General features: G+C 50.5%; 13 protein-coding genes. 4 read left to right on the top strand and 9 right to left on the bottom strand.

Annotated elements, in window-relative coordinates:
* Positions 1–295: 295 nt before the first annotated feature.
* Together GKS04_03055 and GKS04_03050 are read left to right on the top strand one after the other, a co-directional pair.
* Positions 296–1,327: an LLM class flavin-dependent oxidoreductase gene (locus GKS04_03055; GenBank protein ID QMU56151.1), complete on the top strand. Its 1,032-nt coding sequence runs from the start codon at positions 296–298 to the stop codon at positions 1,325–1,327.
* Positions 1,324–1,692 carry a hypothetical protein gene (locus tag GKS04_03050; GenBank protein QMU56150.1) on the top strand — a complete coding sequence of 123 codons (369 nt, stop codon included), beginning with the start codon at positions 1,324–1,326 and terminating at the stop codon, positions 1,690–1,692. The genes GKS04_03055 and GKS04_03050 overlap by 4 nt, the downstream gene beginning before the upstream one ends.
* Here GKS04_03050 and pyrF read toward each other — a convergent pair.
* The 7 genes from pyrF to GKS04_03015 form a co-directional block, all read right to left on the bottom strand.
* The gene (pyrF, locus tag GKS04_03045) at positions 1,689–2,405 is read right to left on the bottom strand and encodes an orotidine-5'-phosphate decarboxylase (protein ID QMU56149.1); all 717 of its coding nucleotides are present in this window, start codon (positions 2,403–2,405) and stop codon (positions 1,689–1,691) included. The genes GKS04_03050 and pyrF overlap by 4 nt on opposite strands.
* Positions 2,406–2,414: 9 nt before the next feature.
* On the bottom strand, positions 2,415–3,548 hold the full coding sequence (locus tag GKS04_03040; protein QMU56148.1) for a 2-dehydropantoate 2-reductase: 1,134 nt from the start codon (positions 3,546–3,548) through the stop codon (positions 2,415–2,417).
* Positions 3,362–4,420 carry an NADH-quinone oxidoreductase subunit NuoH gene (gene nuoH / locus GKS04_03035; GenBank protein QMU56147.1) on the bottom strand — a complete coding sequence of 353 codons (1,059 nt, stop codon included), beginning with the start codon at positions 4,418–4,420 and terminating at the stop codon, positions 3,362–3,364. Before nuoH ends, GKS04_03040 begins: the two co-directional genes overlap by 187 nt.
* The gene (locus tag GKS04_03030; GenBank protein ID QMU56146.1) at positions 4,395–5,999 is read right to left on the bottom strand and encodes a molybdopterin-dependent oxidoreductase; all 1,605 of its coding nucleotides are present in this window, start codon (positions 5,997–5,999) and stop codon (positions 4,395–4,397) included. Before GKS04_03030 ends, nuoH begins: the two co-directional genes overlap by 26 nt.
* Before the next feature lie 82 nt (positions 6,000–6,081).
* The gene (locus tag GKS04_03025; GenBank protein QMU56145.1) at positions 6,082–6,282 is read right to left on the bottom strand and encodes a twin-arginine translocase TatA/TatE family subunit; all 201 of its coding nucleotides are present in this window, start codon (positions 6,280–6,282) and stop codon (positions 6,082–6,084) included.
* 1 nt (position 6,283) lies between these two features.
* Positions 6,284–7,552 (bottom strand): MFS transporter, encoded by a 1,269-nt coding sequence (locus GKS04_03020; protein QMU56144.1) that lies wholly within the window; start codon positions 7,550–7,552, stop codon positions 6,284–6,286.
* Positions 7,553–8,839, bottom strand: a complete 1,287-nt coding sequence (locus tag GKS04_03015; protein QMU56143.1) for a histidine--tRNA ligase — start codon at positions 8,837–8,839, stop codon at positions 7,553–7,555.
* Positions 8,840–8,928: 89 nt separating this feature from the next.
* Between GKS04_03015 and GKS04_03010 the strand changes: the two genes are divergently transcribed.
* The gene (locus tag GKS04_03010; protein ID QMU56142.1) at positions 8,929–10,095 is read left to right on the top strand and encodes a glycosyltransferase; all 1,167 of its coding nucleotides are present in this window, start codon (positions 8,929–8,931) and stop codon (positions 10,093–10,095) included.
* Positions 10,032–11,528: a DUF3943 domain-containing protein gene (locus GKS04_03005; GenBank protein QMU56141.1), complete on the top strand. Its 1,497-nt coding sequence runs from the start codon at positions 10,032–10,034 to the stop codon at positions 11,526–11,528. Before GKS04_03010 ends, GKS04_03005 begins: the two co-directional genes overlap by 64 nt.
* Before the next feature lie 10 nt (positions 11,529–11,538).
* Here the strand turns inward: GKS04_03005 and GKS04_03000 are convergent, their stop codons facing one another.
* Together GKS04_03000 and trxA are read right to left on the bottom strand one after the other, a co-directional pair.
* Positions 11,539–11,823, bottom strand: coding sequence for a GYD domain-containing protein (locus GKS04_03000; GenBank protein QMU56140.1), 285 nt, complete (start codon positions 11,821–11,823; stop codon positions 11,539–11,541).
* Positions 11,824–11,839: 16 nt separating this feature from the next.
* Positions 11,840–12,169: a thioredoxin gene (gene trxA / locus GKS04_02995; protein ID QMU56139.1), complete on the bottom strand. Its 330-nt coding sequence runs from the start codon at positions 12,167–12,169 to the stop codon at positions 11,840–11,842.
* Positions 12,170–12,191: the final 22 nt, after the last annotated feature.

Here is a 12,191-nt window from a genome sequence, read left to right as displayed (position 1 = left end):
GAAGGCGAACACAATCCGCCACAAACCGGAGGCGCGCCACAGTTTGGAACTCTTGTGTTAAAATTACGGGCGATGTTCCGCGAAAAAAATCCGGCGGCGCCCCCTGAGAGGAAAAAACAATAAATTCTGCACAGCCATAAACTGCATTGACGGGCGGGTTCAATTGCCCGTTATTGAGTATTTGAAGGAGCGGTTCGGCGCAAACTATGTTAACTGCGTAACCGAAGTGGGTGAAGAGAAGGAAGATGAATAACAAATCCCAAAGAAAACGCCCTTATGCTAAACTTACCAACCAATGCCTTCGACCAAAACAAAATTCGGTATAACCGCTCCCGTTCCGGGAACTTCGGTTGGAGGGCTTGTTGACTTTATCGTCAAATGCGAAAAAGCCGGTTTTGACTCCCTCTGGATTCCCGACCATGTCGTCTTTATAGCCGATAAGGAAACCCCCGAAGCATGGTCTGTTATTACTGCTGCGGCGGGAGCGACTTCAAAAATACAAATGGGAACAATCGGCGACCCCCACCGGCTCCATCCCGCAATTTTCGCGCAACGGCTCGCCACAGTCTCGCATATCGCCGGAGACAGAATATTCGCCTGCCTCGGTTACGGGGAAAAAATGAACACCGACCCCTACGGAATTGAGTGGGATAAACCGCTCGGACGCCTCAAAGAATCGGTGGAAGTAATGAGGAAACTGTGGACGGGGAAACGGACAAATTTCAAGGGGAAGTTCTTCAGACTTGAAAAAGCGAAACTCACAATCACGCCTTCGGGAAAAAATCAGAAAATCCCTCTGTATATCGCCGCGACGGGACCAAAAGCGCTGAAAATCGCCGGAAAAACCGGAGATGGCTGGGTTACCAACGCGATGCCTTCCCGCGTTTTCTCAAAAAAACTAAAAGAGGTGGGAGGCAAATCCAAAAACCCGGACTTTGAAAAATGCCTTTTTATGTTCGTCTCGGTCGCGAAAAACACCGATGACACATACGCGACCATTGAGCCCGTAAAACACGCCCTCGTATGGCCCGAACTGCTCAAGGACGCCGGTTACAACATCAAAATAGCGGACAGATACAAGGGGCTTTCATACACAAAAGTATTGCCGACCGACACGGCGATGATTAAAAAATTCAGGGAAATGGGAGAGAAATACTACACGCGCGAGATGCTGGCGGACTTCGTCATCTTCGGAACGCCCGATGAGGTCGCCGCGAGAATTAAAGAATACGAAAAAGCGGGAGTGAATCACTTCATTTTTCGCGACTTCAGCCCTGACAGAGATTATTCACTGAATACGCTTTCCGAAATGGTATCGGCAAAATGAAATTCTGCACAGCCATAAACTGCATTGACGGGCGGGTTCAATTGCCCGTTATTGAGTATTTGAAGGAGCGGTTCGGCGTGGACTATGTTGACTGTGTGACCGAAGCGGGTGAAGACCTGATTATGTCCGAGCACAAGCCCGAACGAGTTGAAGCGACTCTACGGTGCGTCCGAATTTCAATAGAAAAGCACGGTTCAAAACAAATCGCGATTGCCGGCCATCACGACTGCGCCGGAAATCCCGTTCCGAAGGAAAAACACATCGAACAAATCATAGAAGCCGCGCAGTTTCTGAAAACGCAGTTTCCTAACACTGAAATTATCGGTCTGTGGATTGATGAAAACTGGAAAGCGAATGAGGTTTAGGCGATTGACGCCGCGATTTCATCAAGCGTTTTTACCGGATCGTCCGACTGCGTAATCGTCCTGCCAATCACAAGAAAATCCGCGCCTTTTTCAATCGCTTCTTTCGGTGTAACAGTCCTTTTCTGATCGCCCACGTCCGCGCCCGGCAGACGAACTCCGGGAACGATTAGTTTAAACCTGTCGCCGAATTCTTTCTTAAGCGGCTCAATCTCATTTCCCGAACACACAAGCCCGTCCGCGCCGCCTTTTTCTGCGGCTTCGGCAAGTCGCAAAACAGCTGAAACCGTGTCGGTCGCGCCGAAAAGCTTTTTCGCTTCCTCTTCATCGTGGCTCGTTAAAACGGTTACGGCAACCACTTTCGGGCGAGGCAGATTCAGTTTTTCGGCTCCCTCCGCCGCCGTGTCGCGCGCGGCTTTCACCATCTTCGTCCCGCCGAGAGAGTGAACTGTGAACATATCAACATTCAGGTGCGATATGCGCGAAACCGTGCCCGCAACCGTGTTGGGAATGTCGTGAAATTTCAGGTCAAGAAAAATGCCGCCGCCACACTTGTCCTGCAACCATCCGATAACCTTCGGACCCTCGGCAAGAAACATAACAGGTCCCACTTTATACGCGCCCACCCTGCCGATGGAGCCCAGCGCAAAACTCTGAGCCATGTGGATTGACGGAAAATCAAGCGCGAGAATAAGTCTGTTTTTAACAGCGCTCATGGCGGGCAATTATACACGGTTGCCACGTATTTTCAGCGTTTGGAACGCCTCAATAATCGCGACAATCGCCTCCACATTGGGCGCGGCAACGCCGTGCTTGCGGGCGCGGCGCACGGTCTCGGAAAAAATTATGTCAACTTCCATCGGTCTGCCGGCGAGAAAATCCAAAACCGTGCTTGAACTGTAATCCTCCATTTGCCCGGTGCTTTCCATCATCTTCGCGATCGTCTCGTCCGTATCAATGGTTTCGCCGCTTCCTGCGGCGCGCAAATCCGCATTAGCAATTCCCACAATCTCACGCTGAACATTTTCAACCCGCGAACAAAGCTCGGGGCTGTCCATAATAAAACGCGTTGATTTGCCTCCGTATACAACACCTATTCCACTGAACGGAACATTCCAACACTGCTTTATCCACCTGTCTCTGAGAATGTTGTCCGTCGTAAGAATCTCCACATTCGCGCCACTCCAAAGAGCTTTTGCCTCTTCGGTTTTTTCCGGCTCGCCGCGAAAATGCCCGACCGTAACGGCACCGTAGTCAAGATGGCGTACGACCCCGGGGTCTCCTCTGTTTATGCACGTGAACGCTATGCCCGAAAAAATATTCTCATGCGTGAACCATTCGGAAAAACGCTCTTCCATTCCTATCCCGTTCATCAGAACAAGCAACCGCGCGCCGCTTGCAGCGAGGGGCTCAATGAGTTCGCGCGCGGAGTCAAGCGCCGTGCCCTTTAGCGCGCAAATAATCCAGTCCACATCGCCGATTTCGGCGCTCTTGCGGTGAACAAGTGGCTTTTCAATCCTGAAATCTCCGTCTTTGCTTTTAACCGAAAGCCCGCTTTTTTTGAGAGCGTCAAAATCGCGCCGCACAAGAAAATGAACCTCATTGCCCGCTTGCGCGAGCCGCGAGCCGTAATAAAGCCCGACCGCGCCCGCTCCTATGACCGCTATTTTTTTCACCCTTTCAACGCCACATAAACAGCCGTGCCAAATATGTTCGCCACCGAAAGCGGCAGGAGAACCTTCCACCCGAACGCCATAATCTGGTCTGAACGGAAACGCGGCAATGTCCACCGCACCCAGATGAAAAAGAAAAGCATCGCCGCCACTTTTCCGAGAAAAACAATCGGCGGCAGATACCAATGCGTCTCAATGTCAATCCCGCCCCACCCGAAAAACGGAAGCGGATACCAGCCGCCCAGATACAGAGCCGTAATCAGGCACGAGGCGACTATCATGTGCGTGTATTCCGCCATGAAAAACATCGCAAATTTCATTCCACTGTATTCGGTGTGATAGCCGCCCACAATCTCCGGCTCGGCTTCGGGAACATCAAACGGAAGCCGGTTTGTTTCGGCAAACGAGGCGATGAGAAAAATTATAAAACCAAAAAACTGCGAAAACATCAGCCACACGCCGCTCTGATATTCAACGATGTCGTTTATTCTGAGCGAACCGACAAGAACAAAAACGCCGATAACCGACAGACCCAGCGCGAGTTCGTAACTTATCATCTGTGAGATTCCCCTGATTCCACCGATAAGGGAGTATTTGCTGTTTGAAGCCCATCCGCCGAGAATCACTCCGTAGACGCTGAGCGAACTGACGGCAAACACATAAAGCGCGCCTGCGTCTATGTCCGCGATTTGAAAACTGATGAAAACCGGCGCCGGAAGCAAACCCATCAAATCTGTTTCAAACCCGCGACCGATTGGAATGACGGCAAGCGCGGCGAGCGCGGTAACGAACGAAAATGCCGGCGCAAGCGAATAGATGATTTTGTTCGCGCCCGAGGGAACGGTGTCTTCCTTGAATATGAATTTTATTCCGTCCGCAAGCGGCTGAAGCAACCCGAACGGGCCAACCCTGTTAGGTCCGAGCCGGTCTTGAATAAGAGCGCTGACGCGCCTTTCGGTGTAAGTAAGGTAGGCAACCGCGGTGAGCACCGCGCCGATTAAAATCGCCGTTTTAACGACGGCGGCACCCAACTCAAACAGATGGCTGTCCGGCGACATCGGTTTTCCTTTCCAGTCCGAGAAAATCTATCAAGTCGTAGTCCATGAGTTCATAGGGTTTGAACCTCGCGGCAATCTCGCCCATGATTTCGGCGGGTGAGCCGTGAAAAAACTGCTCCGGCTTTGAGCCGCCCAGACGCAGTAACGCCTCCCAATCCTGAAGGGCTTCGCCCGGGCAATCAAGCGTTTTGCGTATTCTTTGCACCCTGCCCCTGTCGTTTGTGAAAGTCCCGTCTTTTTCATACGGAGTGGCGCCCGGAAGTATCAGGGTCGCAAGGCGCGCGGTTTGCGTCAGGCGGGTGTCAACCACGGCGAGAAAAGACAGCCGCGCAAGCGCCTCGGTGATTTCCTTTACGGTGTGATTCGCGGTGAAGCGCGAAAGGTCTTCGTGGGCGACAAACATTGAGTCAAACTTGCCGCCGATCAAATCGCTTAAGAGTTTGTCCATTTCATCCGCGCCGGTTTTGATTCCCAAATCCCTCGTGCCCGCGCTGTTGGGAAACGGGTCTGAACTGATGAGTCCGAATTTTTTCTCTCCGGTGTGCTCGCCCGCGGAACAGACAAGACTCTCCGCGCCGAACTCTTCGGACAACTTCAAAATTATGTACAACTCCTCGTTTGTGAGAACCGCTGAGCAGACAAAAGCGCTTGCGCCGGATGAAAAAGCGTTTTGAAAATTGCTCGCTGCTAGTTCCCATGAAATTTGCTCATAGCCGCCCGCAGAGTTTTTCGCGATGGGAATTTTAAGTCTTTTTTCAGGCGTCTGAACGCCGCCGAATTCAAACCTGCCTCTGTCACATATCCAATGCCCGTTGACCTTCTCATTCACTCTGGGGCGAACGCGCATAATTTTGCCTTCACGCCGGTTCGCGCCGACCGTTATGTTGCAACCGTTGCTGCAAAGCGGGCAAACGGTGTCCGTTTTTTTCGTATACCAGACGCGCTCGCCATGGAGCGAGTCTTTGGGAAGCAACGCGCCGACCGGGCAAAGGTCTATGACGTTGCCCGACAGTTCGTTGTTGAGTTCCCTACCCGGAAAAACGGTGATTTTTTTGCGAAATCCCCTGTTGTCATAGCCAAGTTCGCCGGTTTTTGTGACTTCGTCCGTAAAGCGAACGCATCTTGTGCACATTATGCAGCGGTTCGGGTCATGGATTATCCTTTCTCCGAGATAGTATTTTTTTCGAACCTTTTTCTCTTCGGGCGAGTCAAATCTGCTGTAATCCCTGCCGTGCGAAACGGTCGTCATCTGAAGGGCGCACTCGCCCCCTTTGTCGCAAACGGGGCAGTCAAGCGGGTGGTTTATAAGGGTGAATTCCGAGCACGCGCGCCGCGCTTCAACCGCTTTTTCCGATTTTGTGAAAACCTCCATGCCGTCCGCGACATACATATTGCAGGCGGGCATAACGCGCGGGATTCCCTTAACTTCAACAAGACATTGCCGACACTGAGCAACCACGCTCAAAGACGGATGGTAACAGAAATGCGGGATTTGAACGCCGACCCGTTCGGCGGCGACTATAACGTTGACGCCGTCTTCAACTTCCAACTCTTTGCCGTCAATGACAACCTTGTGCATTTAACCCTTGTTGAAGCCGCGCGGGCTTGGTGAGAAGGCTTATCCGCAATGTATCAGAGAGGTTGCGCGCTCGCAACTGTCATCAACTCCGCTTTTTCTCGTCGTCTGAAACTGAACCGTTTACGGTTTTTTCCACGCTGTCTTTGAGTTCATGCTTAAAAACCCTGAACTCCCGCAATCCCCTCGCGGCAAGGCGCGCAAGTTTCACAAAATCATCGGGACCGAAAAAGAAAATGGCGACCAGACACACAAGCAGAATTTCCCCCATTCCTATGCCGAACATATCAATTGTCACCCCCTGCCACTGTGGACTCGGATTTCACAAAAAAAGTTGCTGCGGACGCAAGAAAGCAGAAACACACCGCCACCCAGAACATTGGCTCATATCCTCCAAATGTGTCCTTGATGAGACCGGCCGTTATAGGTCCGGTGAGGGCGGCAAGAGAAAAACCGCTGCCGAAAAAACCGAATATGGCTCCAAGTTCTTTAAGTCCGTAAAGGTTTCCAAGAATGGTCGGGAAAATCGGCACCCAACCGCTGTAGAAAAAACCGAACAGGAAACCGAACAGATAAAACGCCCATTCATCGCTGAAAAACAGAAGAAACAGAATTGTGCCGGACTGAAGTATGTAGCACATCAGCAGAATTCTTTTTTCCTGAACAAACCGCAATACGTAGCCCGAAAAAAATATGCGCCCGAAAATGCTGCCAACACCGATAAGAGCCGGCGGAATTGCCGCCTTGAAAGTGTTAAGCGAAAAGAACCCCATGTTGATTGCCGCGTTTGAATCAAGTCCCGAATCCCTGCCGAAATGATAAAGATTGATTATCACAATCAAAAATGTGTTAAACCCCGCCCAGAAAACAAAATACAGTATCCAGAAATCTCTGCGGCGAATCGCGTCCATCGCTCTGATGCTTCCGGCGTCCGGATCAGATTCCACGGCTCCGGAATCTCCGCCAATGGGACTCTGTCCCATTTCAGAGGGGTCTTTTCTGAGAATAAACCCGCAAAGCGAAATCACCAGAACTATGGCCGCGGTAACAAAAAAAGCCTCCCGCAGACCAAAAGAATGAATCAACCACGCGCTGAGCGGCGAAAGTATAAGCCCGCTCACGGGAAGCCCCGTTGTCGCTATGCCTATCGCGAGCGCTCTGTTCTTTTTGAACCACCTGCTGATTATCGCCACGGGAAGCGTGTAGAACGCGCCGTCTCCGAGCCCCACGAGAACTCCGTAGAAAATATAAAGTTCAAATATGCTGTCCGCAAAAGCTGAGAGAAAAACACCGCTTGACGCGATTACACCGCCCGCGATAATCAGGTATTTGGGTTTGTATTTTTCGGCGAGTTTGCCCGCAAGCGGCATTGAAATGGCGAGCGTAACGCAACGCAGTGAAAAGATTGACGCCACCGCCGTTTCGCTGAGGCGCACGGATTCGCTCAAATACGGTTTAAAAACCCCGAAGGTGTAAAGAAGAAGCCCGTCTAGAAATATCAGAAAAAACGCGGCAACAACGATAATCCAGCCGTAATGAATGTTTCTCAAAGGCATTTAACTGTTTCCGCCGGATTTGACGGAGTTGGAAATATATTCCGCCGCGCCTTTTTCAGGAAGCTCCTTTTCGTCTCCGGTTTTCATATCCCTTATTTTCACAACGCTTTTCTTCATCTCATCGGGACCTATTATCACCATAATGCGCGCGCCCGACTTGTCCGCCTTTTTCATCTGTCCCTTTATACCGGACGCGGAATGCTCAATGCGGGTTTTCACACCGCGTCCGCGCAAGGTTGCGCACAGCGCGAACGCCGAGTTAAAACAGACCTCTCCTATCCAGCCCACAAAAACTTCGGCTTCTTTCCCGCTCTCATTCTTTGAACCTTCAAGCAGAAGAGCCGCCCTTTCAACCCCGATTGCGAACCCTGTTGCCGGAGTGGGTGAGCCGCCAAATTTCTCAACAAGCAAATCGTAGCGACCGCCCGCCGCGACCGCGTTCTGCGCGCCGAGCCCCTTCGCCGCCTTCACCTCAAAAACCGTGCGCGTGTAGTAATCAAGCCCTCTTACGATTTTCTCATTCACGACAAACGGCACCGAAAGAGCGGTAAGCCGCTCTTTTACATCTTCAAAATGGCGCGCGTTTTCAGCGGAGAGAAACTCTGACATCACAGGAGCGTTCTCTATCAGCGCGGCGCAGTCAGGATTTTTGCAGTCAAACACCCGGAGAGGATTCTTTCGCGCTCTTCTCGCGCAGTTATCACACAGATTTTCCTGAAGAGGCGACAGAAATTGCGAGAGAGCGTTTTTGAAAGTGTCTCTGTCATCAGGAGTTCCCATGGAGTTAATCTCAATCTCCAACCCGTCCGAGATTCCCGCTTCGGTGAAAAAATGCCACAGCATCGCAATGATTTCGCAATCCTCAGAAGCCGCGTCTGAGCCGAAAAACTCGGCTCCTATCTGGTGAAAACCTCTCATTCTGCCCTTCTGAGGCCTCTCGTGCCTGAACATTTCGCCCGAATACCACAGCTTTTGAGCGCCCGGAGAATTGTGCAGAGAGTTTTCAATAAAAGCCCTCACGACTCCGGCCGTGCCTTCGGGGCGTAAAGTGATTTCGGAGCCGTCTTTGTCCGTAAACGAATACATCTCTTTTTCAACAATGTCGGTGGTTTCGCCCACGCCTCTTGAATACAGGTCGGTAAATTCCAGAACGGGTGTTCTGATTTGCGAAAATCCGTAAAGTTCAAAAACCCGCGCGGCGGTTTCTTCAAGAAAACTCCATACACGGGAGCGTTCCGGTAAAATATCAACGAAACCCCTGATGGATTTAATATCGGTTGTAGACATTATGAAAACAGACCCGCAAAAACGGTTTGACCGCCCGTGATTATAGCGGTAAAGTCAGGGCTCTATCAACTACCCCTTTCTCTTTCTCAATGCGGAAAATTCTAAATTCACCCCGAATTTGCTACATAGCCAGCCCGGAACTTTTTTCCAGAGGCGCTTACGGGGTTCACGCAATGGAAATGTGCAAAGCGTTTGCCAAACTCGGGGTGGAGTTTGAAGCCGTTGTTCCGGGAAGTTTTGAGACGGATAAAATTTTTAAATGCTACGGTGTTGAAAAACCTTTCAATCTGAAATCCCTGCCTTTTACAAAACACAAGGGGCGACAACTTTCTCACGGACTTGCGGCGGCTTTCCACGCTTTTTCAAACAGGCGGAACTTTGATCTTGTTGTAACCCGGAACATAATCTGCACATCCATTCTCACCGCCATGGGAATTGCGACCGTTTATGACGCGCACCATCCGCCCGTCAACACCGCAGCGCGCCTGCTCTTCAAATCTTTTCAAAATTCGCGCTCGCTCGCAGCGGTTTCGTTCAACAGCGAGGGATTGCGGCGCATATACCTGCGGGACGGACTTGCGAAAGAAAAAACCATTGTCGCTCATAACGGGGTTGAAACGGAGAATTTTGAAAACCGCCCGCCTCAAGCGAGTATAAGAAAACAGTTGAATCTTCCGGCGGATAAAAAAATTGTGTGTTACTGCGGAAACACATACGCAGGCAGAGGAATTGAAAGTCTGTTAGACATTGCGAAGGAAACAAAAGACGCGTTTTTTCTTATAGTCGGCGGACGCGATGAGGATAACGCGCCGTATATTGAAGCCGCCCGGAAAAAGGCGCTTGACAACTTCGTAATGAAAGGTTTCGTTCCGCATACCGAAGTGCCCGCCTATCTGCTTGCTTCGGACCTGCTTGTGCTCCCGTACACCGAACACATAACCATAAAAGGCGGAATAAATGCCGCGGAGTTCACCTCGCCGATGAAACTTTTTGAGTATATGGCGGCGGGCAAACCCATAGTGGCGACAGCGATTCCCTCGGTTGCCGACATTCTAAAAGATGGAGAGAATTGCGTCATGACCGCTCCGGGAGACACGCGGGGATTTGGGCTCGCGGTTCGTCGCTGCCTTGACGATGAGGGATTTTCAGAGAAAATCGGGAGTGCGGCGCGACAAAAAGCCGGCGAGTATACATGGGAAGACAGGGTTTCGAAAATTCTTTTATTCGCTTCATCCGCAACGGAAAAAATTCAATGACTCCGGGCATGAAAAAATGCCGCGTTGCGGCTCTGCTGCTTCTGAGTTTTGCTCTTGTGCTTTCGCCACCGGCAACCATTGCGCAAAGCGGTGAAAACACGTCTCCCGCTCCAAGAAAAATCGTCAGCAAACAGTTTCTCAAAGACAGCGGGATTTACTACGGCTCAATATGGGCGTTCAGACTTTTTTACGTCCGCAACAAAAATGAGCGTATATACAAAACTTCGCTGTCAACATGGTGGGACCACATCTCTCAAGCGCCCCAAACCGATGATGGCGATGAGTTTTTAACAAACTATGTGGCTCATCCCTTCGCGGGGTATGTGTCTTACCTGTATTACAATGAAATGGGGTATGGATTCTGGGGTTCGGCGCTGGGCTCGGCGCTTCAAAGCACAATTTTTGAATACACGGTCGAGGGACTTGTTGAAACCCCTTCGCTTCCCGACCTCATTTCCACTCCCGTGCTCGGAGCGATGTTCGGTTTTGCGGCATCAAATATTTCAGATTTTCTGATTGAAAAAAACAACCCTACGGCGACCTTCTTCGCCCATCTCATCAACCCTATGAGAAACTTTGTGAAAAACGGACGGGTCGCACTGATAAATCCGCTGGCGGGGCGTTTCGAATATTTGCAGAATTTCGACATATCGCATGTGCCGTGGAAGGACCTTGCAATTGAACAAAACTCTCCGCACTCATTTTACTCCGCATTGCCAAGGGGATACACCGGGGCGCGGCTTGAAGTTTCCGGAGCGCAGGACTCAACCGGGCAAATAGTTCTCTACAACCTCAAGGCGGAGGTGCCGTCAAACGATTATCGCAAAAGCCTGTATGTGATATTCAACCAGTCGGGAATCAACAACTTTCACTTGCCCAGAGACGGCTATGAACTTTCAAACTTTCGGCTCGGTGCAAAATACGCGTTTGTGAAAACACCGGCGTATTGGCTGGCGGTGGGTTTTGAGTCTCATCTGCCGACAATCCACAAAGACAATGTGGGAAGGCTCGAACAAATCAAAAACCTTTACAGGCGCGACCTTCCGGTTTATCTGCGTGATTCCTACGCGTTTACGCCTTTTGTGGGCGTAGGCGTGAGTATGGGAGCGCTTTCACTTGAAACAAACGCCGCCTTAACTATTGTGAAAAAAGCGGAGGATTTTGAGGGTGATGAATCGGAAAAAATCCTGAAATACGGAGTCTCGCTGAGTTTGGCGCTTCCGATCAATATCGCGGCCCGGGTGTCCGCGGAATTTTCAGGAAACAGAATTATTTCGATGAAAAGCGGGAATAAAAACAACTCTTACTTCACAACGGGAATACGTCTGGGGCGTTTCCTTTCACCTTCGGTGGCTTTGCAAATTCCGGTTTCAGGACACGATGACAACACGGTGTCGCAAACGGTCATAACGGAAATTCAACTTCGCTTCTGAAAAAATCCCGCTAAGACAATTGTTTCTCAAAACTGTCAATGGTGATTGCGGAAAGTGTGAGCAACTGAACCGTGCCTCTTGAGCCGAGTTCAATTGAAATCCGCGTTATAGTTTCGTTGTCGGGAGCCTCAATGATGTTGACAAAATCGTACAGTCCAAGCACGGCGTATTGCGCAATAACTTTTGCGCCCATTTTTTCTATCTCTTTGTTGACCTCTTTGATTCTCTCGGGACGCATCTTGACGGTTTTTCGCCCTTCGTCCGTGAGAGTGCTCAGCATTATGTATTTTGCCATTGTATTTGCCCGCAGGTTAAAGCGCTTTGTTGACGGAATTTTCAAGGTCCGTCTGCGAAACAGCTCCTATAATCTGGTCAACAATTTTACCATCTTTGAAAATTAGCAATGTGGGAATGCTGCGTATTCCAAACTGAATGGAAGTTTGCTGATTTTCGTCCACGTTGATTTTGCCCACTTTGATTTTGCCCGCAAAATCACGCGAGATTTGGCTCACGGTCGGCGCGATTGCCTTACACGGTCCGCACCAGGGAGCCCAGAAATCAACAAGCACCGGAATGTCGCTTTGGAGTACCTCGCTCTCAAAAGCGGAATCACTAAGTTCAATTACATCATCTTCGGACATCTCTAACCTCTCTTCATTGTTT

Source organism: Candidatus Mycalebacterium zealandia (assembly GCA_014075295.1).
GTDB classification, from domain to species: domain Bacteria; phylum Desulfobacterota_D; class UBA1144; order Nemesobacterales; family Mycalebacteriaceae; genus Mycalebacterium; species Mycalebacterium zealandia.
This window is presented reverse-complemented; position numbering and strand designations above follow the sequence as displayed.